Annotated in this window: 22 protein-coding genes; 12 read left to right on the top strand and 10 right to left on the bottom strand. The window is 59.8% G+C overall.

Translation table 11 applies throughout. From position 1 onward, the window contains the following. Nucleotides 1-47: 47 nt before the first annotated feature. Nucleotides 48-698, top strand: coding sequence for a hypothetical protein (locus AC1DXO_RS08640; RefSeq protein WP_476977720.1), 651 nt, complete (start codon nt 48-50; stop codon nt 696-698). Between the two features lie 82 nt (nt 699-780). Further along, the gene (locus tag AC1DXO_RS08635) at nt 781-2,628 is read left to right on the top strand and encodes an ABC transporter ATP-binding protein (protein ID WP_476977719.1); all 1,848 of its coding nucleotides are present in this window, start codon (nt 781-783) and stop codon (nt 2,626-2,628) included. A gap of 312 nt (nt 2,629-2,940) precedes the next feature. Here AC1DXO_RS08635 and AC1DXO_RS08630 read toward each other — a convergent pair whose 3' ends face one another. Then, nucleotides 2,941-3,366, bottom strand: a complete 426-nt coding sequence (locus AC1DXO_RS08630) for an MAPEG family protein (RefSeq protein WP_476977718.1) — start codon at nt 3,364-3,366, stop codon at nt 2,941-2,943. A gap of 290 nt (nt 3,367-3,656) precedes the next feature. On the opposite strand from AC1DXO_RS08630, the gene fumC reads away from it, so the two are divergent. The 4 genes from fumC (at nt 3,657) to AC1DXO_RS08610 (ending at nt 8,733) form a co-directional block, all read left to right on the top strand. Next, on the top strand, nt 3,657-5,045 hold the full coding sequence (gene fumC, locus AC1DXO_RS08625) for a class II fumarate hydratase (protein WP_476977717.1): 1,389 nt from the start codon (nt 3,657-3,659) through the stop codon (nt 5,043-5,045). A gap of 169 nt (nt 5,046-5,214) precedes the next feature. Further along, nucleotides 5,215-5,961 carry an AAA family ATPase gene (locus tag AC1DXO_RS08620; protein WP_476977716.1) on the top strand — a complete coding sequence of 249 codons (747 nt, stop codon included), beginning with the start codon at nt 5,215-5,217 and terminating at the stop codon, nt 5,959-5,961. Then, entirely contained in the window at nt 5,954-6,652 is a 699-nt protein-coding gene (locus AC1DXO_RS08615; RefSeq protein ID WP_476977715.1) for a phytanoyl-CoA dioxygenase family protein, read from the top strand. The genes AC1DXO_RS08620 and AC1DXO_RS08615 overlap by 8 nt, the downstream gene beginning before the upstream one ends. A 275-nt stretch (nt 6,653-6,927) precedes the next feature. After that, a complete protein-coding gene (locus AC1DXO_RS08610; RefSeq protein WP_476977714.1) occupies nt 6,928-8,733 on the top strand; it encodes a hypothetical protein in 1,806 nt (601 codons plus the stop codon). Between the two features lie 183 nt (nt 8,734-8,916). Here the strand turns inward: AC1DXO_RS08610 and AC1DXO_RS08605 are convergent, their stop codons facing one another. The 4 genes from AC1DXO_RS08605 to AC1DXO_RS08590 form a co-directional block, all read right to left on the bottom strand. Further along, a complete protein-coding gene (locus AC1DXO_RS08605) occupies nt 8,917-9,057 on the bottom strand; it encodes a hypothetical protein (RefSeq protein ID WP_476977713.1) in 141 nt (46 codons plus the stop codon). 331 nt (nt 9,058-9,388) lie between these two features. Further along, on the bottom strand, nt 9,389-10,225 hold the full coding sequence (locus tag AC1DXO_RS08600; RefSeq protein ID WP_476977712.1) for a slipin family protein: 837 nt from the start codon (nt 10,223-10,225) through the stop codon (nt 9,389-9,391). A 260-nt stretch (nt 10,226-10,485) separates the two neighbouring features. Then, the gene (locus tag AC1DXO_RS08595; RefSeq protein WP_476977711.1) at nt 10,486-11,562 is read right to left on the bottom strand and encodes a GIN domain-containing protein; all 1,077 of its coding nucleotides are present in this window, start codon (nt 11,560-11,562) and stop codon (nt 10,486-10,488) included. 117 nt (nt 11,563-11,679) lie between these two features. Beyond that, nucleotides 11,680-12,078 carry a YccF domain-containing protein gene (locus AC1DXO_RS08590; protein ID WP_476977710.1) on the bottom strand — a complete coding sequence of 133 codons (399 nt, stop codon included), beginning with the start codon at nt 12,076-12,078 and terminating at the stop codon, nt 11,680-11,682. A gap of 370 nt (nt 12,079-12,448) precedes the next feature. Between AC1DXO_RS08590 and AC1DXO_RS08585 the strand changes: the two genes are divergently transcribed. The 6 genes from AC1DXO_RS08585 (at nt 12,449) to AC1DXO_RS08560 (ending at nt 17,178) form a co-directional block, all read left to right on the top strand. After that, a complete protein-coding gene (locus AC1DXO_RS08585) occupies nt 12,449-12,637 on the top strand; it encodes a DUF4169 family protein (RefSeq protein ID WP_476977709.1) in 189 nt (62 codons plus the stop codon). A 169-nt stretch (nt 12,638-12,806) separates the two neighbouring features. Then, nucleotides 12,807-13,046 (top strand): ribbon-helix-helix domain-containing protein, encoded by a 240-nt coding sequence (locus AC1DXO_RS08580; protein ID WP_476977708.1) that lies wholly within the window; start codon nt 12,807-12,809, stop codon nt 13,044-13,046. Between the two features lie 164 nt (nt 13,047-13,210). Next, a complete protein-coding gene (locus AC1DXO_RS08575) occupies nt 13,211-13,630 on the top strand; it encodes a hypothetical protein (RefSeq protein ID WP_476977707.1) in 420 nt (139 codons plus the stop codon). 55 nt (nt 13,631-13,685) lie between these two features. Beyond that, nucleotides 13,686-15,989: an ATP-dependent helicase gene (locus AC1DXO_RS08570; protein WP_476977706.1), complete on the top strand. Its 2,304-nt coding sequence runs from the start codon at nt 13,686-13,688 to the stop codon at nt 15,987-15,989. Then, nucleotides 15,986-16,825: a peptidylprolyl isomerase gene (locus AC1DXO_RS08565; protein ID WP_476977705.1), complete on the top strand. Its 840-nt coding sequence runs from the start codon at nt 15,986-15,988 to the stop codon at nt 16,823-16,825. The genes AC1DXO_RS08570 and AC1DXO_RS08565 overlap by 4 nt, the downstream gene beginning before the upstream one ends. Beyond that, nucleotides 16,822-17,178: a RusA family crossover junction endodeoxyribonuclease gene (locus AC1DXO_RS08560; protein ID WP_476977704.1), complete on the top strand. Its 357-nt coding sequence runs from the start codon at nt 16,822-16,824 to the stop codon at nt 17,176-17,178. The genes AC1DXO_RS08565 and AC1DXO_RS08560 overlap by 4 nt, the downstream gene beginning before the upstream one ends. 414 nt (nt 17,179-17,592) lie before the next feature. Here the strand turns inward: AC1DXO_RS08560 and AC1DXO_RS08555 are convergent, their stop codons facing one another. From AC1DXO_RS08555 to AC1DXO_RS08535, 5 genes are all read right to left on the bottom strand, one after another. After that, nucleotides 17,593-19,992 (bottom strand): serine hydrolase domain-containing protein, encoded by a 2,400-nt coding sequence (locus AC1DXO_RS08555; protein WP_476977703.1) that lies wholly within the window; start codon nt 19,990-19,992, stop codon nt 17,593-17,595. A 119-nt stretch (nt 19,993-20,111) separates the two neighbouring features. After that, nucleotides 20,112-20,660: an SspB family protein gene (locus tag AC1DXO_RS08550; protein ID WP_476977702.1), complete on the bottom strand. Its 549-nt coding sequence runs from the start codon at nt 20,658-20,660 to the stop codon at nt 20,112-20,114. Between the two features lie 150 nt (nt 20,661-20,810). After that, nucleotides 20,811-21,350: a hypothetical protein gene (locus tag AC1DXO_RS08545; RefSeq protein WP_476977701.1), complete on the bottom strand. Its 540-nt coding sequence runs from the start codon at nt 21,348-21,350 to the stop codon at nt 20,811-20,813. Between the two features lie 152 nt (nt 21,351-21,502). Next, complete coding sequence (locus AC1DXO_RS08540) at nt 21,503-21,937, bottom strand: hypothetical protein (protein ID WP_476977700.1); 435 nt, start codon at nt 21,935-21,937, stop codon at nt 21,503-21,505. Next, a complete protein-coding gene (locus tag AC1DXO_RS08535; protein ID WP_476977699.1) occupies nt 21,937-24,513 on the bottom strand; it encodes a hypothetical protein in 2,577 nt (858 codons plus the stop codon). Before AC1DXO_RS08535 ends, AC1DXO_RS08540 begins: the two co-directional genes overlap by 1 nt. Between the last annotated feature and the right edge of the window lie 478 nt (nt 24,514-24,991).

Here is a 24,991-nt window from a genome sequence, read left to right as displayed (position 1 = left end):
CAAGAGAACGTGCGAGATTCGGACGGTTTGGCACATAAGGACGAGAGATGGCGAGAGCTACCACAAAAAAGAATTCCGGCGACACAGAAATTCCGGCGGATGCCGGCGTCAAGAAGACGATTGCCCGCAAGGCCAGCGCTGCCAAGGCCGCGGTTGAAAAGACCGCCGCTCCGGCCAAGGCTGCCGCCAAGAAGGTTGCTGCTGCGCCGAAGAAGGCTGCCGCGGCTCTCAAGCCGCTGGTCAATGACGTAAAGGCCGCCGTATTGGAGCCCGCCCCCAAGGCCGTGCGCAAGCCGGCGGCGCCGAAGAAGCCGGCCATCAAGGTCGAGGACGTGCTGGAAGGCGCCAAGGACAAGATCGACGACGCCATCGCGGCTGCCAAGCCGGTGGTCAACGACATGACCAAGAAGGCCGAAGCCGCGATCGACGTTGCCAAGGACAAGTTTGACGACGCTGTCGCTGCCGCCAAGCCGGTGGTCAATGATATGACCAAGAAGGCCGAGGCCGCGATCGACGTTGCCAAGGACAAGTTTGACGATGCTGTCGCCGCCGCCAAGCCGGTGGTTGATGACATGGCGAAGAAGGCCGACAACCTGATGAGCGACGTGGCCGATAAGGCGCACGAAGTCACGGGCAAGGCGGCGAATGCCACCAAGAAGAAGCCGGGTTTCTGGGCGCGTCTGTTCGGGGCCAAATAAGCACCCCTCCTGACGCAGTTTATGACATTGCAGGGACGGCGGGTTTTCAGGAACCCGCCGTTTTCCGTTTTCGGAGACGACCATGTTGAACGCGCTGTACGACCGCTTCGAACGGCTGGTCGATCCGTTTCGCGCCTATGACGAAGGCACGCCGCCGACGCGGATATCCGCCTTCTTCTGGTTGTTTCTGCGGCAGGTGTGGCCGGTCTTTGCCGGCGTGCTGGTGGCGGGCTTCCTGTACACTATTACCGAAGTGGCGGTGTTTCGCTTCCTGTCGGACATTGTTGATATCCTGACACGGACGCAACCGGCGCAACTGTGGGCGCGCTATGGTCGTCAGTTCATCACCATGATCGTCGTACTGGGCATCGCCTGGCCTTTGATCGGCTTTATCCATTCGCTGTTGTTGCGTCAGGCCATCACGTCGAATTTTCCGAACCTGATTCGCTGGCAGACCCATCGCCATGTCGTGCGCCAGTCGCTCAGCTTTTTCACCAATGACTATGCCGGCCGCGTAGCATCGAAGGTGGTCGATACGGCCTCTGCGCTGCGCAACACCCTGGTCACGCTGTGCGATACGCTGCTGTACGTCGTCATCTATTTTACCAGTGCGCTGTGGCTGTTCGTCCAGGCCGATTTCCGCCTGGTCGTGCCGCTTCTGGTGTGGAGCGTCGCCTATTTCCTGGTCTGCCTGTGGTTCGTGCCGCGCCTGTCGAAATCGGCCGACGAGGGCTCAGAAGCGCGCTCGACCCTGGTGGGGCGGATCGTTGACAGCTACACCAACATCATGACCGTGAAGCTGTTCGCTAACACGCAGCGCGAAGACGATCAGGTACGCCAGGCCATCGATTTCAATGGCAGCAAGTGGCGCGTGCAGCAACGCCTGATCACCGGTCTCGAGGCCTCGGCCAGCCTGCTCAACTCCGCCCTGCTGGTGGTGACCGGAGTACTGGCCGTGTGGCTATGGAGCCGCGGCGCCATCTCGGTCGGCGCCATCGCCCTGGTCGGCGCCCTGACCCAGCGTATTCTCAACATGTCGGGCTGGGTCATGTTCCAGGTGACCAGCCTGTTCGAAAACATCGGCTCGGTGCAGAACGGCATGGACACGATTTCGAAGCCGCATACCGTGGTCGATGAGGCGGCGGCCGTGCCCCTGACCGTTCCGCATGGCGAAGTCCGCTTTGAGCATATTGCCTTCGGTTATGGCGGCGTCACGCCGGCAGTCGACGGCTTCGACCTGACCATCGCGCCCGGCGAAAAGATCGGCCTAGTCGGGCCTTCAGGCGCCGGCAAGTCGACCGTGGTCAATCTGTTTCTGCGGCTTTACGACCTGAGCGGCGGCCGTATCCTGATCGACGGCCAGGACATTGCCCGGGTGACGCAGGAATCGCTGCGCAGCCATATCGGCATGGTGACCCAGGATACGTCCCTGCTGCATCGCTCGATCCGCGAAAACATAGCTTATGGTTCGCCGGGCGCCGACGACGCTGAGATCTCCCGCGCCGCCGAACGCGCCCATGCGGCGGGTTTTATCCCCGACCTGAACGACGGCAAGGGGCGGACGGGCTATGACGCCCAGGTGGGCGAACGCGGCGTCAAGCTGTCGGGCGGCCAGCGCCAGCGGATCGCCATTGCGCGCGTCCTGCTCAAGAATGCGCCGATCCTGGTGCTGGATGAGGCGACCTCGGCGCTCGATTCCGAGGTCGAAGCGGCGATCCAGGAGAGCTTGATCGATTTGATGGCCGGCAAGACGGTGATCGCCATCGCCCACCGCCTGTCGACCATCGCGCGCATGGACCGGCTGGTCGTCATGGACAAGGGGCGCATCACAGAGATTGGGACCCATGCCGAGTTGGTCGCGGCCGGCGGGTTGTATGCACGGCTATGGGCGCGCCAGACGGGTGGCTTTATCGCGGAGGGTGCGGAATAAAGCCGCCTGGTTGCGCTCCTCCGTGTTTGGCCACTCCTGTTATGAAATTACTGATTTTACAGTAATTTTCACCGCGGAAAGCGCGGAAAAGTCGGAAAGACGCAGAAATCTCGGATGTCGTTTTCTACCGCGCGAAGCGCCTTCCATTCACATGCGTTCGAGCCTACGCAGAGGTAATGCCCTTCGGGCGAAAGCTTGTGCGCCTCTTTTTTTCTGCGTCTTTCCGACTTTTCCGCGCTTTCCGCGGTGAAAATTGCTGTAATTTCAAAATATTAAGCTGCCGCCAATGCCGCCCACAACGGCCAATGCCTCCTAAGGCATGGCCACGTGCCAGAAGGTCAGGATCCACAACACCATCAGGCTGAAGGCCGCCGCCGAGAACATGGCCAGGCGCAGCAGGACGATATTGCCAGTCAGGTGAACCAGGCTGTGCAGGGCGCGAAAAGCGACAAACGCCCAGGCCAGGTATAGCTGAACCTGGGTCAGATGGTCGGTCATGTAGATGATGCCGCACACGACATAGAACAGCACCGGCAGTTCCAGAAGATTCATATAGGCGCGGTTATACAGCTTGGTGCTTTCCGGTACCCTTTCGCTTTCGCCGTATTTGAAATCGTTGGGCCTGACCCTTCCGGCCATGGCGTCGCCGACGCGAAACATCGGCACCAGGGACAGGATCATGAAGGTGAGGGCGGCCATCGCCGCCATGGGCCAGAGTATCAGTCGATGTTCGATCATGGTGCCCCGCCAAGCGTGTCGTGATACCTACATATAACGCAAAAACATGGCTTTTCAGCACAAATTCATTGCGCTTTAAGGCCGTGCGACCTATCGAATGCCGCAACCGCATAAGTAATGGAGCGTGGGTCATGGGCCTGTTCGGCTGGCTGTCCGGAGATAAGAAGAAACGCCGTCCCGCGGCGGTTTTCCCCGACACGGCCGTACCCATGGAAGGCCCGCCCCCCCCTCTACCGCCTCCCCCGCCACCGCCTCCCCAAGGACCTAACGCCTCTTCGGAGCCACGCAAGATGACCCACCGTACCGAAACCGACACCTTTGGCCCGATCGAGGTCGATGCCTCGCGCTACTGGGGCGCCCAGGCGCAGCGCAGCCTCGGTAATTTCAAGATCGGCTGGGAAAAGCAGCCCCTGCCGATCGTGCGCGCCTTAGGGATCGTCAAGCGCGCTGCCGCCGAGACCAATATGGCTCTGGGCAAGCTGGACGCCAAGATCGGCGCCGCCATCATCCAGGCGGCCAATGAGGTCATCGAAGGCAAGCTTGACGACCACTTCCCGCTGGTCGTGTGGCAGACCGGTTCCGGCACCCAGTCGAACATGAATGCCAATGAGGTTATTTCCAACCGCGCTATCGAGATCATGGGTGGCGAGATGGGCAGCAAGAAGCCCGTCCACCCCAATGACCACGTCAACATGTCGCAATCGTCGAACGACACCTATCCGACGGCCATGCACGTCGCCTGCGCCGAGGAGATCGTCCATCGCCTGTTGCCGGCTCTGCAGGTCCTGCGCAATGCACTGAACGACAAGTCGGAAGCGTGGAAGGACATCATCAAGATCGGCCGTACCCATACCCAGGACGCCACGCCTTTGACGCTGGGCCAGGAGTTCGGCGGCTATACGCAACAGTTGACGAATGGCATTGAGCGCATCCAGCAGACCCTGCCCAAGCTGATGCAACTGGCCCAGGGCGGTACGGCGGTCGGCACCGGCCTCAACGCGCCGATCGGCTTTGCCGAGGGCGTGGCCGAGAAGATCGCCGCCATTACCGGCATCGGGTTCGTCACCGCGCCGAACAAGTTCGAGGCCCTGGCGGCCCACGATGCCATGGTGTTCAGCCACGGCGCGATCAATACGGTGGCGGCGTCGCTGTTCAAGATCGCCAACGATATCCGCTTCCTGGGTTCCGGTCCGCGTTCTGGCCTGGGTGAACTGGCCCTTCCGGAAAACGAGCCGGGCTCGTCGATCATGCCGGGCAAGGTCAACCCGACCCAGTGCGAAGCCATGACTCAGGTCTGCGTGCAGATTTTCGGCAATCAGGCGGCCATCACCTTTGCCGGGTCTCAGGGCCATTTTGAGCTGAACGTGTTCAACCCCGTCATGGCCTATAATTTCCTGCAGAGCGTACGCCTGCTGGCCGATGCGGCGGTGTCGTTCGCGGACAACTGTGTCGTTGGGATCGAACCGCGCCTGGACAATATCAAGCGTGGATTGGAAAACTCTCTGATGCTGGTGACGGCGTTGAACGGCCGTCTGGGCTACGATATCTGCGCCAAGATCGCCAAGACGGCGCACAAGAACGGCACGACCCTTCGGGAAGAGGCCGTCGGTGGCGGCTACCTGACCAACGAAGAGTTCGATCAGTATGTTCGTCCGGAGAACATGGTCAAGCCAGGATAAGAAAAGGGTTTTTCCCACAGATTTTCACAGATTAACACAGATTTTTCAAAGCTTTATCGTTATGTTCTAACGTAAATCCAACGAAGTGAATTGCGCGAAGCGCCTCAAAAAATAATCTGTGAAAATCTGTGCTAATCTGTGGGCCAACTCTTTTTGAAACGGGGAATATATGCGTGCGGTCGATGCCCGGCACTACTGGCTCGAAGCCGTCTTCCGTAACGACGATCCGGAGTGGGATGTCGACATCTACCCCTTTAATCTGCCGGTGGTGCGCGCACTCGACCGCCTGGAATTCCATCCCAAGGTCACGTTTCTTGTGGGTGAGAACGGATCGGGCAAGTCGACCCTGATCGAAGCACTTGCGGTTGCCTGGCGCTTCAATGCCGAGGGCGGCACCAAGAACTTTCGCTTTGCGACGCGCGAATCCCATTCGCCTTTACACAGGTTCGTCCGCGCGGTGCGAAGTCCGCGCAAGGCACGCGACGGTTTCTTTTTCCGCGCCGAGAGCTTTTTCAATGCGGCCAGTTATATTAGCGACATCGGTGCGACGCCGTTTTACGGTGGTCTTGACCTGCATGAACAATCGCATGGCGAAAGCTTTTTCGCTCTGTTCGACAATCGCTTTGGTGGCCAGGGACTCTACATCTTCGATGAGCCTGAGGCCGCCTTGTCTCCGACACGCCAGATGGCCTTTCTGGGCCGGATGCACGAACTGATTCAGAACGATTCGCAGTTCATCATCGCCACCCATTCGCCGATCATCCTGGGCTATCCCGATGCCGACATCTGGCAGGTGTCGAAATTTGGCCTCGACAAGGTGGCCTACGAAGACACTGAACACGTTCAAGTGACGCGCCAGTTTCTCAACAACCGCAAGGCCATGCTGGACATCCTGTTGGATGAAAACAATGATTGATTTTCGCCTGGATGGTGTGGCGCACTATCCCGCAGTCCTCGATGCGAAGGGCGTGGCGCGCTTGCGGAAGCGTCTGGACGAGGTACTTGCTGATCGTCCCGGCGTGCGGCTAGTCGATGCAGCGTGGTTCGAGGATTTCGGCGCCGACAGTAGTGTTTGGCGGATCGCTGTCGGCCTTATCGGCGATGACGCCAAGCCGGTGCGGATCGTGGGGTTTGACAAAACACCCGAAACCAACTGGGCCTTGCCCTGGCATCAGGATCGCACGATCGCCGTGCGGGAAAGGATCGAGGTCACAGGCTTCGGTCCATGGGCGACCAAGGACGGGATCCCTCATGTCGAACCGCCGATCGAGCTTCTGGCGGGCATGGTCACGCTGCGGCTGCATCTTGACGATTGCGGGACCGACAATGCGCCCCTGCAGGTGGCCCTGGGCTCGCATGCTCTGGGGCTGATCCCGGCGGCTCAGGCAGCCTCGGTCGCCAGGGCCTTGCCGCAACGCGAATGTCTGGCCCTGACCGGCGACATATGGGCCTGTTCAACCCTCATCCTGCACCGGTCGAACCGTTCGCTTATCGCCGGCCGCCGCCGCGTGATTCAGGTCGACTATGTTGCGGTGGATTTGCCGGGCGGTCTGCTATGGCAGTTTGACTCGCTGCCTTCGAAAACTGACGGCTTGCCAAATGGTTAATATGCGTTAATTTACCCCCATAGGCTGTGGGGCTGACGATTTTGTTATATACGGATGCTGAACGTTACGTTGTTGAGGCGACGCGAGAAGGGCGATGGGCGGAATTTCCCGTCCGCGTCAACATTAGCGCGGGTCTCATTCGCAGATTGATGATGGGCCTGCCACCGTCTCCCGACGAAGAGCCTGTCCCGACCCCATGCGGTGTACGGATTACCAACGCCACGATCGTCGGACCACTTAATCTTAACAACGGTCGGGGCGCTGGCGGTACCGTCATGCCAGGTCTTGTTCTCGACGAATGCGAAATCGCAGAGGGTATCGATCTGTCTTATGCCCAACTGGGCAAGCTGTCGCTGGAACGCGCCGCCATTACCGAGCTGCGTGCTGTTCGTGCCGTGATTGAGGGCGAACTCATCGCCAATGATATCCGCCCCCTGTCAGGCAGCGGTTCTTGTTTTATCAGCATGCACAGCGTCCATGTTGATGGCGATATTCAGTTTCGCAGGGCGGTCTTGAGAGAAACTGACAAGCTGGACGAGTTTGAAAGGCCGCAGTTCGCTATCGACCTTCGAAATGCGACCGTCAACGGCTCAATCTATCTAAGAGATCTTGATTGTATCGGAACCGTCAACCTCTCTTTGGCACGCGTTGAGGGCCACGTAACCTTGCGCAGCAGCCTGATCGTTCCTCGTGCCGGTAATTACTGGGCGGTTTTGGCGCGCGACAGCGTCGTCAAAGGCGCCATCACAATGCGTGCCTACGAGGGAAAGCCGTTTGAATCTCGTGGTGAAATTAGCCTCTCGCGATCACACCTGGGCGCGGCCGTATTCGATGGGGCCGTTATTGCGCCTGATCGGCTTGAATGCCAGGCGCTGGATATGCACGGCGCTGTCATCGATGGTCGTTTGCATTTTCGTGACGGTTTTCGGACGACCGGCAAAACCATTTTGCAAGGTGTGATTGTTGGAGCCGACATGAGTGCGCACGCGGCTATGTTTGCCGCAGGAGTCGATGCTACCGGTCTCAAGGTAGGGGGAGATTGTGATTTTAGTGATGCGGTCACTGAAAATGATTGGATCACATTAAAAGATGCGCGTATCGCTCGTACGCTCCATGTTGGCGGCGTACGAGCCCATCTCGATCTGAAACGTGCACATGCCCGGACCTTCGATGATCTTGGCCAATGCGCGGCCGAGGGCCACATTTATCTGGACGGTTTTGTCTACGAACGCCTGGAGAGACCGGGCCCTCAACGCCAGCCGAAAAAGACAGATGTTCAGCGGCTTAAATGGCTGAGCCGCCAGGGCGAAGGCCATAAATATCGCAACGGCATTTTTTCAGGGCTTTGGCACTGGGTTTGGGGTTCGCCACCTTTGCATGTCAAGCAGGGCTTCTATACGCCTCAAACCTTTGTTCAATTGAGTCGTGTTCTTGCCGATCAGGGCCTTGATAGCGAAGCACGCCAGATTTTGCGCGCCAAACAATGGATCGAGGCGCGCCATCGCGGCGGGATTCGCGGTCTACCGTTGGGACTGTTTGGACTCCTTTTTGGCTTTGGGTATTCGTCGCAACGCGCGGCAACCGTTCTGGTGATCTATTTCCTGACCGGTTGGGGCTCGTTCTTTTTTGCGGAGAAGGCTGGTTTGCTTTCCTATGATCCGCAGCCCGTCGCGGCCTTCGCAGATCGTGGTCATGTCGTGTTTTCTAATTCAGTCGATGAACAGTCAGTCGAGCCTGATCACCTGCCATGTAGCGATATCGATGCGGCCTACTACGCGCTCGATCTCATGGTGCCACTGATTGATCTTCATATTGAAGAGAAATGCGAAGTACGACGGTCGCCGGGTGACATGACGCTGAACTTAGCAATACCTCTCAAGTCCGCTGCCTCGGTTACTGCCCTGACAGGGGGCAAGATAAATCTGCCGTCACAAAGCTTGGTATTTCTTGTCTCGGAAGCTGACGTGACGAGTTTCTGGCGTTTCTTTCACGCCGCTTATGCCATGCTTGGTTGGCTGGTCGTGTCTTTGGCTATTCTGACGTTTTCAGGCGTTCTGCGGCAGAAAGACCGCTTTAGCTGACGGCAAAGAAATAGGCGCGGGAGCCGAAGCTCCGCGCGCCCTATTTTACGCGTAACTGGGTTGGTTCTAGTGGCCGACGGTGAGCAGGGCCGTGACCATGAACAGGGTGAAGGCGGCCAGAGCCGAGACGGTGGGAAGGGTGAGGGTCATGATGGGTCTCCTATGGGTATGGATGAGGGGGAATTAGCCGTGGGCCTGAGAGGCTTCGACGGCTGCGACGGCGTGCTGAAGCGTGTTCGAGGTGCCGTTGGCGGTGACCAGCGAAACGACCATAAACAGGGTCAGGGCGGCGAGGGCGGAAACGGTAAGAACCGGGGTAGACATGGTGTAAATCTCCTTAATCTTGCTTCGATGACCCTCATATGCGCTCTCCGCGTGCGGGTTTCAAATTAAGAAGACGTCATGAATTCGATTTAATAATTCAATATATTCAATTGCTTATTATTACAAAATAGTAAGGTTGATGGTATTTTGTGCGCTGCAGCTAAATCTGGGCGGGAACTGTGCACATTTCGGATATTTTGCGAAAATAGCCCCTGTATTTCGGAAGAAATGACGGTGACAGCTTGTCGCAGGACGGCTCGGGTCATGAAAAAACCGCTCCGGGGAGCGGTTTTTTGGCGTCAATGAAGTGTTGGAGGCTCTGGCCAGTAGCTCAGGACTTGTGTTCGATGCTCTTGAACATGTCGACCATACCGGCGGCGGCGGCCGTCATTTCCATCGGCAGGGCCAGGACGATGGTCGAGTTATGCTCGGCGCCGATTTCGCTGAGGGTTTGCAGGCGGCGCAGTTCGAGGGCGGCCGGAACCTGCTGCATGATGCGCGCGGCAGCAACCAGGGTCTCAGACGCCGCGGCTTCGCCCTGGGCCTTGATCAGGCGCGCCTTGGCCTCGCGGGTGGCTTCGGCTTCGCGGGCGAGGGCACGCTGCATCTGTTCGGGGATGTCGAGGTCGCGCATTTCGACGGCATCGATATGGACGCCCCATTTGGCTGCCGAACGTTCCAGCAGGTCCATCAGCTTGGCATTGACCAGGTCGCGGTGTTTCAGAAGCTCGTCTAGGCCGTGTTGGCCGATGGTGTCGCGCAGGGCCGTCTCAGAGGCCTGCAGAACCGCCATATAGGGGTCGCTGACGGCGTTGAGCGCCTTGCCGGGGTCGATGACCTTATACCACACCACGGCGTTGACGCGGACGGCCACGCCGTCGCGGCTGAGCGTCTCCTGCGTATCGAGCTTGACGGTCAGGATGCGGACATCGACACGCTTGACGTATTCGACGAAGGGGATGATCCAGTACAGGCCGGGGCCACGTGTCGAGGCATAGCGGCCGAGGAAATAGACGACGCCGCGTTCCCATTCCTGATTGATCTTGAAACCGCTGATGATGAAGACGCCGAGCAGCACAAGCACCGGCACCGCGAGTGCGCCGAGCGCCATCCAGATGGTGCTGCCACTTTGCATGACGGCGTGTAGAACCTGAACGACCTTATCCATGTAAGCCCCCTTGCCGCCGCAGCCCCGTGCAACGATCCGAGGGGAATTTACACCCGGCATTAAGGACTTGTAAACCGTAATCCGACGGCGTTTGCGACGGGCGCTTGCTCATGAGGCAGTCGTGCACCGCACGGGATAGCTGGTCTATCCACAGATTACACCGATTACACAGATAAGTATTAAGGCGCTACGCGCCAAGAAAGCAGATCACATTCTTAAAAATCTGTGTAATCGGTGTAATCTGTGGATTAACTAATCCTTTAATGCCCGATATGCATCTCGCCCGAGCCGTTCACCTTGGTGATGACGGCGCCCGTGGCCTTCATGATGCTGATATCGCCCGAGCCATTGCTGTCGATGTTCACCGTGCCGGCAATACCGCCGAAATCGACATCGCCCGAACCCGATCCCTTCAGCATAAAGCCCGGAATCTGGCCGCCGCTGATGGCGACATCGCCCGAACCCGCCAGGTTGAGCGACACCGCGCCCACGATGCGGTCGGCTGAAACATCGGACGAGCCATTATTGATCAGGGTCAGGCCACTGGCCACATTGCCCAGCATCAGGTCACCCGAACCGTTAAGCTTGGCCGTGACGGCGCGGACATTGCGCAGTTCAACGTCGCCGGCGCCCTGGTTCTGCAGGTCGATATCCTGGGCGCGTGTGACGCTGAAATTGCCCGAGCCCGTCATCGACAGTTTCAGGTTGCGCATGGTTTCGATGTCGATATCGCCGGCGCCCATGCTGTCGATAATGCCGTCCGCGGCCGAGATGACATGGATGGTGCCGGAGCCGCTGTTGATGATGTTGAGGGGGCCGGCTACAGGATCGACGGTCCATTCACCGCCGCCGTTCATGATGATGTCGAGGCTCTTCGACGGATTGACATGGCCCAGCGTATAGCCGCTGTCCTTGACGACGGCATTGTTCGGTACGCGCACGAAGACAAGCGGCAACTCGTCGACATCGACCTTGCCGATGCCGGAAATATAGACCGTACCGTCGCCGGCGGTGACGCTGTCGAAATTGATGTGCAGGGCGAAATTGCCGAGGCTGGGATGCGCCGGCGCCGACAGGTGGCCGTTCAAGATAGTGACATTGCCGCGATGCGAGACCATCAGGGTCGGCACCTTGGCGCTGCCGTAGCGGACGCGGATGTCGACATCGCTGCGGTCTTCCGGAGTCACCACCACGCGGGCGGCCATGTCACGCAATTCGATCTGTGGCCCGTCCGACAACAGGCGCATCTGCGCCGAAGCGGTCGTGGCGGCTGTGATGGCTATGACGCTGGCCATGGCCATCAGGGTAGCCGGCAACAGGTGAACAGGGTTACGCATGTACATCTCCGATAGTCAGGCTCGTAAAATGGACGCCAAGGCCTGTGAAATCAAATTAAAAGGGGTTCATGAAGCAATTGTAAGCTTGGCTGTTGCTCTTGCGTCCCAAACCTTCAGCTAAGGCTTGTCGATGACCATCTTGCCAACGGGCGCGAAAGCCAGTTGGGCCAGTTGCAGATCCTTGAAAGCAAAGGGAATGCCGATGATGGTGACAGCTTCGGCGACCGCGGCCAGCAGGTGGCTGAGGGCGATATACCAGCCGGCGCAGACGAACCAGATGATGTTCAGGAAAAGTCCCAGGCAACCTGTGCCCAGGTCGTGTTCGCCATTATAGTCGACGCGGTCGACAATTTCCTTGCCGAAGGGCCAGAAAACGAAGCCGGCAATGCGCCAGGCGGCAAAGGCCCACGGCAGGCCGACGATGGTGCAGGCCAGGACGGCGCCGCCGAACAGCCACAGGCAACCGGAGATGAAGCCGCCGAAAATCAGCCAGAGAATATTGAGAAGAAAGGTCATGATACTGCCGCGAAAATTAAACAGGACCGCTATTATAGGGCCTGCTGCTTGTGCTTCACCTTAATTTTCATTTATTTGCGAATCCGCCGCCTGTGCCAATTCCCATTAGCGTGATGGGCGAGAGGCCTTGTGGACGCCCGTGCGAATAGGGTATATACTTGCCTGTAACTTCGGCAGACAGCGAACACGGGTATTTTTGCTTGTGGCTGTCCATGTGATCACAGTGATAGGGTAAGAGAACCGCTGTTATCTACTTGCCTTTGCAACCGATTTTCTGGTTATCGCGCAAGGGCTTGGTGACAGACTTTCGGCCATCAGAGTGTAACGGCAAAGCTGGAATTTTCGACTTCGGGACAGGAGAGGTGGTCAATTGACAGACATTATAAATCTCAACAAGGTGCGAAAAATCAAGCTAAAACAAAGCCAAAAGACCCAGGCCGAGGAGAATCGCGTTCGCTTTGGCGTTTCAACTAAAACGCGCAAGCTGCAGGAACGGCAACGTGAAAAGGCGGAGATGCTTCTTGAACAGCACAGGCTGGAATCTCCGGAAAAACAATAAAAACAGTTGACGCGAAACAATAAAGCACCACAGATTAACTTTCATCGAGGGCATGAGGTTAAATAATACCAGAGGTTTTGATGAATACACGGGTTTCAGTTGCGTATAAGAGACAGCCTAATCCCACGCACACTGCAAATCGGGTCAGATTCGATCCGGAGGAAAATAAATGCCTGGCCTAAAGAAAAGATCGGTTAACCTGGCGGGCCACGCCACGTCGGTAGCCCTGGAGCCTGAATTCTGGGCGGTCCTGGAGATCATATCCAAGGAACGCCGAATCAGTCTCGCCGCCTTGATTGCGGAGCTTGATTCCAAGCGCGGAGAAAGTCTTCTGGCTTCGTTTTGCCGTCTGTCCGCCCTGGCTTTTGTCCAGGGCAAAGGGGCAGGCGCCAAACGCAAGAAGGCCTGAGGCGCGCGGAACTACAACTCACAGTGTCCGTTTGTAACATGCCCGATGAGGACGCTGATGCGTCATCGTCGGGTAGCGTTGCTGTGATTGCGGTCGCTTCGGCATTCGTCCCCATTTTCGCCATATAGCGCGGTCAACCTTGCCGGAACGTTTCGAGAGGGGCCATGCGTTTTGTCGCGATCGCTGTTCTGGGTTTCGCCGCGCTTGGGCTCGGCGGTTGCCAAACTGCGGCCTTTGCCAGCTACGCTGCGGCACATCCCGTGCCGCGTGATCACATCAGCGTCGCCGTTGCCGGCCACAGGCAATGGAATCAGCTCAACAATCTCACACCCGTGCCGCTGGCCATCGGACAGTCGCGTGCGGAGGCCGAAGCGGCCTTGCTGAAGGCGGGCTACGGCAGAGGCGGTTCTGATCGATGGCGTCTGAGCGATGATCAAAAGCCTCTGGTGGCACGCGCCGATATCTGGACGCTCGATTATCGCGGCCTGCCCTGCAACATAATCTATCAGGTCTTTGTCGAATTTGATGCCAGTGACAGGCTTGTGTCTGCCTGGGGTCGCATCCTCGAAGCCGGCTGCCTGTAGATAATATCACAGAATCGGGGTTGGACTTGCCGGCCGGAGTTGCTAAATTGTTCCGATGGAATCTGCGACTCTCAAGATCAGCGACATCGCCTCGGGCAAGACCTCGGCGTCTCCCTCGTTTTTTGCCGGGCTGAATGCCGAGCAGGAGGCCGCCGTGCGCACGGTCGAAGGGGCCGTCCTGGTCCTCGCCGGCGCGGGTACCGGCAAGACCCGCGTCCTGACCACACGGATCGCCCATATCCTGCAATCGGGCCTGGCCCGGCCGTGGGAGATTCTCTGCGTCACCTTTACCAACAAGGCGGCGCGCGAAATGCGTGAACGGACGCAGAAACTGGTCGGGCCGGCGGCTGAAGGCCTGCAGAACCTGGGCACGTTTCACTCGATCGCCGCCCAGATCCTGCGCCGCCATGCCGATCTCGTCGGGCTGAAATCGAGCTTTACCATCCTGGACGACGACGACCAGGTCCGGCTGATCAAGGCCATATTCGAGGCAGAAGGGATCGACCAGAAGCGCTGGACGCCCAAATCCTTTGCCTGGCATCTCGACCAGTGGAAGAACAAGGGCTTGTCGCCGGACAAGGTGCGCGGCGATGGCACCGAATTCGCCGGCAACCGCGGCCAGAAGCTGTACCAGATGTACCAGGATCGCCTGCGCATCCTGAATGCCTGCGATTTCGGCGACCTGCTGCTGCACAATCTGACGATATTGGTCGACAATCCGGATATCCTTGAACGCTATCACGCCAAGTTCAAATATATCCTGGTCGACGAATATCAGGATACCAATGTGGCGCAATATCTGTGGCTGCGCCTGCTGACCAATGCCAGCCGCAACCTGTGCTGTGTCGGTGACGACGACCAGTCGATCTATGGCTGGCGCGGCGCCGAGGTCGACAATATCCTCAAGTTCGAGCGAGACTATCCCGGCGCCAAGGTCATCCGTCTGGAGCGCAACTACCGCTCGACTAAGCATATTCTCGGCGCGGCGTCCGGGCTGATCTCGGCCAATTCGGCGCGCCTGGGTAAGACCCTGTTCACCGACCAGATCGGCGGCGACAAGGTCCAGGTCCAGGGCATCTGGGACGGCGCGGCCGAGGCCCAGTTCATTGCCGAGGACATGGAGCGCCTGAAGAAGGGCGGCCGCAACTGGTCGGACATGGCCATTCTGGTCCGCGCCTCGTTCCAGATGCGCGCTTTCGAAGAACGCTTCGTCATGCTGCAGATCCCCTATGTGGTGGTCGGCGGCCCGCGCTTCTTCGAACGCGCCGAAATCCGCGACGCCATCGCCTATCTGCGCCTGATCCAGTCGCAGGACGACGACCTGGCGTTTGAACGCATCATCAATGTACCCAAGCGCGGTATCGGCGACGCCTCGGTACAAAAGCTGCTGCAACAGGCGCGGCTGAGCGGCCAGAGCGTCATGACGGCTGTACGCGACCTGGTCGACAGCGACGAACTGCCCGGCCGGACGAAAACCCCGCTCATCGCCTTCCTGCGTGACTATGACCGCTGGGCGGCCCTGGCCAAGGAAAGCAAGGCCGAACTGCTGCTCGATACGGTCCTGACCGACAGCGGCTATTACGACATGCAGCGCGCCGACAAGACGTCGGGCCAGACGCGGCTCGATAACCTGAAGGAACTGGGCGACTCGATGGCTGCCTTCGATGATCTCGAAGCCTTCCTGCAGCACGTAGCCCTGGTCATGGATCTGGAACGCGACAACGGCTCCAACTCGGTGCGGCTGATGACCCTGCATGCCGCCAAGGGCCTGGAATTCCCCGTCGTCTACCTGCCGGGCTGGGAGGAGGGGATCTTCCCGTCGCAGCGCTCGATGGACGAGAATGGCCTGCGTGCTCTGGAAGAGGAGCGGCGGCTGGCCTATGTCGGCCTGACCCGGGCGCGCGAGGAGGCCAAGGTCAGCTTCGTCGCCAACCGCCAGGTCTATGGCCGCTGGACCAACCAGATACCGTCGCGCTTTGTCGACGAATTGCCGATCGAGCACGTCGAGGCGACGTCGCAGACCGGCTATGGCAATGCCGGCTGGACGTCGCAACAGTCGCGCTGGGACCGGGCGGGCTATGAGCCCAACCACGCCAAGCGCGAGCCGACAAAAGGGCCGGGCTACGACAACGGCAACCTGGCCGGGGTGGACATGTCGCGGCTGGAGCGCAAGCCGACGCCGCATCGCCAGGTCGCGGTCGCCAAACCCGAGGGCAAGAACCTGAAGACCGGCGAACGCGTGTTCCATGTCAAGTTCGGCTATGGCCTGGTTATGGAAGTCGAGGGCAACAAGCTGGTGGTCGATTTCGAAACCAGCGGTGAAAAGAAGGTCATCGACAGTTTCGTGGACCGGGCATGAGCGCCCGGCTGGTTCGTGGACCGGGCATGATCAGGCATTTCGGGATCGCTGCCGGGCTGTTTTTGATCGCGACGTCCGCCCTGGCAGAGACGCCGTGGAAACCGGCCGATCCGGAAAATGTGCTGGTCGTGACGACCGGCAAAGGCCGTATCTATGTCGAGCTCCATCCCGAAATCGCGCCCCTGGCCGTCGAGCGCATCAAGCTGCTGGCGCGGCGCGGCACCTATGACGGCATGCTGTTCCACCGGGTGATTGAGGGCTTTGTCGCCCAGACGGGCGATCCGGGCAATGTTGATGGCGGCAAGACCGAACTGCCCAATCTGAAGCCGGAATTCACCTTCCGCCTCGGTGCGACGATCCCGCATACCGTCTACGCTCACCCCATGGGTCTGTCGCAGGGTTTTATCGGCGCCTTGCCCTATGTGTCGGTGGCCGAGACCGCGACGCCCAAGCGCCCGGATGGGACACTGTATGCCTGGGGCAGCTATTGCCCGCGTGTCATGGGCATGGGGCGCGATGCCGACCGCGACAGCGCCAATTCGGAAATCTTCTTCATGCTGGGCGCCTATCCGGCGATCGACCGTGAATATACCCCGGTCGGGGCTGTCCTGATCGGCGACGACGTCCTGCACAGCCTGGCGGTCGGCGAACCGCCGGCCAAACCGGATGCGATGGTCAAGGTCCAGGTGCTGGCTGACGTGCCGTCGGCGCCGCACATCGAGGTCATGGACACGGCAGGGCCTGAGTTCGCCGCCCGGGTCGAGGCTGTGCGGGCAGCCCGCGGGGCGGATTTCTCGGTCTGCGACGTCTCCGTGCCGGCGCGCCTGATCCCATGACGGACTGGATCATTTCGGGCAAGGTCAGGGCGCGGGAAACAGCCGAGGGGATCGAGATCGTCATCGACGGCCTGACCACACAGGCCAAATATTACAAGCCGCTGGTCTATGAGTTCTTCCGCAAGGAATGGCGCGGCAGCCGGGCGTCGTGGGGCGACTATGCCGTCGATATCCGCATGGAACATATCGGTGATCCACCGTGGATGGACCTCGACAACCTGGCCAAGGCGCTGCTCGACGCGATCAAGGGCTTTGTCTTTCACGACGATTCCCAGGTGGCGCGACTGTTGGTCGAACGCTTTCCAGGTGAGCGCGAGCAGATCACGATTCGGGTCTATCCCTTGAAGCGGTAGCGATTCTGATCCTTCTGTAAACGCCCGCCCGGCGCTTCGCGCCACGCCACTTGAATCCGCCTCTTCCCGTCACTCTACGGGGAGAGGCCGGCGCGAAGCGCCGGGTGAGGGGCAATTCCACGGCCGAAAGGGCCTCTATGAGGGTGAAAAATCGAGCTATGACTGTTGCATTAGATCAACCGGTCACCGACCGAACCGTTGCATCTGTTGTGGAACTGCCCCTCACCCGGCTCGCAAGCTCGCCACCCTCTCCCCGTAAAGTGACGGGAAGAGGCGGTTTAAGTACTGCCGCGAAGCAATACGAGATATGCTGTGCAACGGCAGGCGTCGCTCTTTAGCCCCTCAACATGGCCGACAGTTGCGTGGCGCTGTCCATGGCGCCAGTGTGAGCGCCAAAACATCAGCTTTCGATGATCACCAAGACCATGGTTCCAAAGCGCCCCATAAACCGATGGCGACAATATAGAACAGCCAGTAGGCCAGCATCAGACCATGGGCGATCTTCTGCCACTGCGGCCAGCCGTCGCTGGTCGAGAAGCTGCGATCGTCGCTGGCCACGAAATAGAAGGTGCCAACCTGGAACAGGGTGCCGAGCGTCGCCACCAGGGCCAGCCACGACGCCAGTTGTACCTGGCCACTGGGCCAATGGGTGAATAACGCTCCAGGGTCGTCGCTCAACTGCGTCTGCCACTGGTTGAAGGTGAAGATGGCGGCCAGCCACAGCAGGGCGAGGCCGGCCGAGACCAGGGTGGCGCGGGCCTGTTCTTCGGTGGGGCGCTCATGACGGGTGCTGCTGCGGGCCAGCGATATCCACACCAGGATACAGGTGCCGATCATAAGCGTGGTCAGGAAACCAAGCGTGCCCGGGGCATGGAACCAGTCGACGCGTTCATAGCGCATCAGGTTGGACGCGGTCTCGAAGGCCAGGTGGCCATGGCTGTCGGTCACGAAATGCAGCCCGCCGGTGGCGCCGGCGGGGCCGGGGTCTTCGCTGTCCTGCGGGTTGAAGAAGCCCTGGGCGGAGGCCGGAACAAAGGCCGAGATGCCGTCCTGGGTCGTCAGGATCAGCCGGCCGTCGGCGTCGACACCGACCTCGACCGTGTTGATCAGGCGGGTAATGGCGCCTTCCAGACCGCCATAGGCGCGCCGCGTCGAGACATAGCGTCCCTTCAGCGACTGGTAATAGGCCTTGTGCTCGGCATAGGCCTGGTTGGGCGTCGGCATGAGCGGCGCGCGGACCAGGTCGCCTTCGAGGTGGTCGAGCAACAGGTTGGGGAAGCTGTCGGCCAGGGCGCTGCCCGTCTGGGTATTGGTGCTGATGAAGATGCCCAGGTTCATTTCCGGCACGATGATCAGGTTGGAATTGAACCACAGGGTCGAACCGCCGTGACCATAGGTGACGAAGCCCGACGGTGAGGTACGGATCATCAGGCCGGATGCCCAGCCATTATAGCCTTCGGGTTCCTTCAGCATCGGCGTACGGAAGGCGGCGGCGGAGGCCGAATTATAGAGCTGAATACCATCGGCCTGGCCATTGGCCAGCATGACCGACATCAAACGCGCCATGTCCTTGGCCGTCGATGTACCGCCCAGCGCGCCGGACATGGGAATGGCATGATCGAACGGCTGCGCCTTATAGGTTGCGCCGTCCCAGATAAAGCCATCGGACAGGTCGCGCGTCAGGTTGGCGGACAAGGCGACGGGCAGGGTGTCGACGGGGCTGGTGCTGGCGGCATAGGGTTCGCGCAGCGTCGTATGGTCCATGCCCAGCGGCTGGAAGATGCGCGCTTCCATAAGGGACGGCACGTCCTTCGCCTTGGCAGTCTGGCTGAGTGCCGTGGCGGCCAGGGCGGCGCCGAAATTGGAATAGGTCGAAAACTGGCCCGGTTCGCGCACCCGCCGCGGCTTGTGGCGGCGGAAATAACTGTCCGGGCTGGCGATACGCGTGCCGTTGAGCTGGAACAGGTGGCCCAGGCTGGTATCCTCGAAGCCGGCCGTGTGGTCCATCAGGGCGCGCAGGGTCAGCGGCTTGTAGCGGCCGTCCTCGGTAAAGATATCGCCCGGGACATAGTCGCCGATCGGCGTATCGAGCTGGATGCGGCCGGCCTCGATCTCCTGGCGCGCCACGATCCAGGTGAAGGTCTTGGTTACCGAACCGACACGGAACATGCTGGCATTGGGGTCGACGCGGCGGGCCGGCGACAGGCGGTCATAGCCGTAGCCCTTGACCAGCAGGGGCGTATTGCCCTGGACGACGGCGACCGTGGCGCCCAGGACGTGGTCGCGCTGCATCAGGGTGCGGACAACCGAATCGGTGAAGGTTTCGATGTCGTCGGCGCTGATCGGCACATTGGCCGGATGATCGGCCGCCGGGGCGGGGGCCTGCGTCGTCGCAACCGGCGCCGGCACGACGACAGCCGGCGGACGCGGCGCGGTATTGGCCGACACCGGCTGCATATAGCCGGCCGGTGAAGACGTGCCGGGCGTGGGCGTGCCGGGTGTTGCACCTGCTGTCGTCCCGGCCGGCGTCGTTACAGGTCTGGCCGGCTTCGGGCGCGGTTTGGGTGTGGAGGTGGAACTGCTCGACGCGCCGGAGCTTGAGGCTCCAGAAGTCGAAACTGACGACGGCACATAGGGTTTCAGGACCGGGGCAAGGGTGGACGCGGCCTCGGGCGTTGCGGCCGGTGGCGTCGCGGGTGTGTCCTGGGGGATGGCCTGGCTGGCGGAGAGGGCGAACAGGGCGGCGAGCCCGATGGCCGTTGCGGCTTTCAGGCCGAAAGCCCTGCCGCCCGCTGTGATAGACCGCCAATTCATCTTAGATGTATTCCTGCTACGCTCAGATACCCGATAGCCCCAAGCTTAGGCGATTCTGAGGCGTCGCGTACGCGCTTTTTCGCATCGTGCACCGCAATATTTTACAGGACGAATCGCGGCTATTTCTTGCGGAACTGGTCCAGCGAAACAATCTTCGGGGCGTCCGGCTTGGCGGCCTCGGGATTGGCGGATGCGTCGTCGTCGGAAGCGGGCTTGGCCAGGGTGGCAAACACTGTTTCGTCGTCGATCACTGTGACGTCGTCCGTGTCGAGATCCTGGGTCAGGGCCGCCGGATCGTCGACCTCGAACTCCAGCATGAACTGGGCGAACGGGTCGGTGAATCGCGAGATGGCGGCATAGGGTATGGTCAGGATCTTGGGCGCGCCGCCGAACATCAGGGTGACGCGGAAGAAATCGTCGGTCACCCGAAGATCGCGATACTGGTGGTGCAGGACGATGGTCATGTCGAACGGGTAGCGCGCCAGCAGGTCGTCGGGGATCGCCACGCCAGGGGCGCGGGTCAGGAAGGTGATGTAGAAATGGTGTTCGCCCGGCAGGCCGGCCGGGGAAGCGGCACGTTGCAGGCCCTGACGGATGACACCACGCAGGGCGTTCTGGGTCAGGGTGGCGTAGTCCATCAGATCAACGCTTATCTGATCGTCCGTCATGGCGAAAGCAGTACCCGGGCTTGGAGACAATGGAAGCCAAAGCCTTAGCACGCGATTCCTGAAACGGAACCAAAAAATGTTCGCTCACGCAAAATGTGCGTGGGCGAGGAAAGGGGAGAGAGCGGCTGGAGCAGGCCAGTCACATGGGCTCTAACTGTTTATCAGATGGGCTTGAGCACTTTCGCGCCATTCCAGGGCTATGACGCCTCCGTCATCAGCATCTGATGCGCACACTTCAACGACGTCAGGTTCCTGGGCCAGCTGTTGAAGCCATAGCCTGTCGGGAAACATATGACCGTACAGAGCCAGAAGCGACGTCATAAGCTTGGCTGAATGGCCAAACCACGAATTCGGACCCAGGGCTACGTGTCGCTCCGGCGTCCATTCGTTGCGCTCAGGGTTGATGTCGAGACGGCAATGGCGCTCGAGACGCAGCCTCGCGCTGGTTTCGAATGCCGGATCCAGAAGAGATGCCGCCGCCGCCAATTGCGGCGAAACCCAGGAGGGGCGATCGATCGCCATCCATAAGGCAGGCAGGCTTGCAGTGTCTTTGGCCATCAACATGGCGCTGATGCCAACCAGTTGCGGCCGCCAATTTTCATAGGCGAGCAAAGCACCAATTTCTTCGGTCAATTGGTCGCCGGAATCGACAATGGCCGACTTAAGCAGGTCATTGGGTGGTTTCTCCACATGCAATAGCCTCAAGTAAGGGCTTCCCGGGCCGAACAGAGGTGCAAAATTTCCGAGAGTTTGCATCACCTGACCTTTTTATACGATCCAAAGCGCTGAGGTATATCCGTTCTGCACCATATCCAGGGAAAGAGTCCGGGTGACCGGGGCGTCTATTCCACGATCTCCTGGCTCTTGAGGACATTGATCGTCAATCTGCCGTTCGGCGCGTTTTCGGCCGCGGCCTTGACGCTGATCAATACGGCGTCCAGACGCGCCAGATAGTTACTGCGGTCTTGGCCGTTGTACTGAAGCGACTGGAGCAAGGCGGCCATAATGTACAGCCGCAGGCGAATTTCCGCATCCGGCGTGCAGCCGTTGACGGGCAGGGCGAGGCCAAACCGGTTGTCGACGTCGTTGCGGGATTGGACGTTTTCGCAAAACCGTGGATCGAGGTCGAGATCGACGAAGTAGACGAAGGCGCCGGCGAAAATGTGATCGAACGCTCGATGATCGAACTCGGTCATCCGGTTGCCGGCAGCGTCGACAATCTCCCAGAAGGGAATGCCGAGGTCACTGGCCTGCCCCTGTTGAATGATCAGTCCCATCAGTTGCCTCCCGTATTATGAATTCGGACGACGGTCGTCGCCATTTGTTTGCTGGCGCTGTCCAGCAGTACGAGCGTGGCGGTGTTGGATGTCGGTATGGCGGCAGTATCGTCCTTGTCGAATTTGACGTTCAGGGACAGGCCATCGGCCGGCTGAGCCGTGATCGCGCCCGGTTGTCCGTATAAAGTGACATGATGGACGCGGCTGAGGTTCTTGCCGGTCAAAGTGATGGTGAAGGTGGCCGGCACGTTGACTTCGTCGGGCACCGGGGAGGCGATGGAGACGGCCTTGGGGTCCGGGGCGACGGCTTCTGGCTTGGCGGGCTTGCAGCCGTCACCGGACGGCGTCGCTATGTAGGGGTATGACGTCGACTCTTTCGTGCCAAACGGCGTCATGACATAGAGCTTAGAATCCATCGTCTGGCCGGGTACGGGCTGGACCGCCGGCACGGTGACGATGACGCCCGTCATGTCCGGCATGATGGAGATGTTCTTGCGGTCCAAAAGCTGACCCAGGACGAGAATCTTCTCGGTTCGCCAAATGTTTCGCCCCTTGATCAGCATGGTCGCCGGGGCGCAGGCTGACATGGGGGGGCCTGAAATATTATCTATTTCGACACTCCGGCCCAGGTGGTCGAGAAGGTAAAGGGTGAAGGCCAGGTTGGCGGTCCGGTCTCGGGTCAGGGGCACCGGAATATGCTGGGTGGCCGCCTGAGGCAAGGCGCCTCGGGCCAGCGCTTCCGGCGACGGCGCCCAACTTGACACCACGTCGAGCGACATCCCGGGCCACCAGCCCGGCACAGATAGATCGACCGACACGTCATAGGGCTTGAGATACTGCGCCATTTCCAGCTTGCCGGCGGGATCGAGCGCCGCCCGCGGGCCGATCACCCACCCAAAGGTATTGTTCCCCCCAACCGAATAACCCACGACGGAAGGTACGCGTTCGAGAACGGAGGCCCGCCCGGCCGCCTCGCGCGTATAGCCCATGGCAGCGTTGCCGGCCACGCCCGACTGCGGCGCAGAGGCGGCGATCGAGGCCGCCAACGCCAGGCTGTTTGCTGCGCGCGCGTTCGTCGAAATCTCCTGTACCTGCTCCTCAGGGCCGACGTCGTAGATTCTTATTTGGTCGCTGCCCGGGCCAAAGGCGTCATCCTGCAGGATTTGCCAGGAATAGCGAGGGGCGTTGTCGGTGAGATTCTGGTACATCACTGCGCAGTCGCCAACGCGCGCGGCGATATTCGATTTGAGTCCCGCATAGCGGTCCTGCTGTTCTTTGGCCTTGGGGTAGGGCTGCCCAAGCCCCCTGGCTTCGGCCACGGCGTTGACGATCCGGACAAAGTCGTAGGACTGTTTGCGATCGTTGGCCAGGTACATGGATCGTTCGGCCAACAGGGCTTCCGGGCTGCCTAAGGTGCACAGCTTGCCATCAATCGTGGCTTTATCAGCATTGGACAGGCGTGACGCCGCACTGCCGAAATTTCGAGTATCGACGTTGTCATCCGCTTCCCACTGCGATCGACGATAGAGGGCAACTGGACTTAGCCGGGCACCGGACGACTCGATCAGCGCGGGAAGGACAATCGAGACCGACGTGGGAGCCGTTCTGATCGAGATGACTTCGAAATCACCGGTGTCAACAAGCGCCTGCAGGTCGCTATCCGCTTTTACACTGCCGTCGGAATTGTGATAGGCCGGGTCAAGATTAACGGCTCGCAACCAGTCATAGAGAAATTTATCAGACAGCGTGGGGTCGGACGGTGGCACCACCTTGACCTGAATAGCGCCAAGCGAGCGCTGATAGGACTCAGTCGGAACGGCGGTGGCCTGGAAGTTGAGCCGGATCAGCCGTCCGTTGCCGGCGTCGTGCAACTCATCGAGGCTGGCGGCATTGCGCGCGGCCTTTAGGACGTTGCGATAGGCGGTGCGGTCGCGAAAATCGTCCAGGGGAGACGCCGTGATCGTTGTGGCCGTAGGACCCGCATAATTTGTGGTCAACAGCTTGGCAACGTCCGTGTTCAGTTTGGTGATCGCCGTCATAAGTTGGTCGACCGAGGTGACCGTACCTTCCGGCGCCGCCGAAGACGACGCCGCGCCGGACGACAGGCCGAGCCCAGTATTGGCCGGTTCGGTCTGGGTGGCGATCTTTTGCCGGACAAGTTCGGCGTCGTGCTTGAGCTGGTCCAACTGAAGCTGCAGCTTCATGACGTCGATTTCCTGCTGGAGATCATCCGTCGCCTGGCTGCGGCGATAGGTAACGGCCGACGCCGGGTCGAACTTCAATCCCAGCGCAGCCGACATGGCGGTGACCTGCTCGACCTCGCGCACGATCTCCGGCTGGAATGTGATCTTTGTCCTGTCCTGGCTTTCGGTGATCAGGCTGTCCAGCCAGATAACCTCCTTGTTGCGCTCATCGATCAACATTTCCCGGCTGTAGAGCTTGGGATCGGACAGGGTGATCGTGCCGGGCGCGTTCGCGACGCCGAAGTCGTAATGGGCCTTCTGGCCGAACGGCGTGGCGCAGCCGGACAGGCATATTGCAAGTGTAATTGTCGAAAGACAGGCCAGTCCACGCATGTTCGCCCCCGCGAAGGAAATAATCCTCGGTCAGCGTAGCAAACTTTCGAACTTAATCAACCTCTGGTAAATTTGGCGGGCTCATCCCTTAAAAAGTGCAGATCAATCCTGTTCCCCGAATTTTTCGGACGTGAAGCCCGTATCCAGCAAGGTCAGTGGCCAAGAGGGCAATGTCAAACTTGATGCTTAACACCAGAGAGCGATCTCTTGATACATACTCGTTGTGACTAGGCCACAGACTGTTTCTTGACCTGCGACTTGGTCAGGCGACCGTGTAGAATTCTCATCGTGCCGCCTTCTCCAAGGTCGTAAACCTAGCCTCCAGATCAGGGCCGCGAGGTGGAACCGAGGATCAGCCCGTGCTTCTTAAATGTTGGGGAATAGTGCTTGGTGGACTGCCCCGAATTCGGCCTATCCGACACCAGTCCAAAGGCCACGATACACGACGTCAGATCGTCGCGGTCCTTTGGGGACTTGC

Source organism: Asticcacaulis sp. P2_C5 (genome assembly GCF_056404555.1).
The sequence above is the reverse complement of the archived record's forward strand: the minus strand, read 5'-3'. Positions and strand labels throughout refer to the sequence as shown.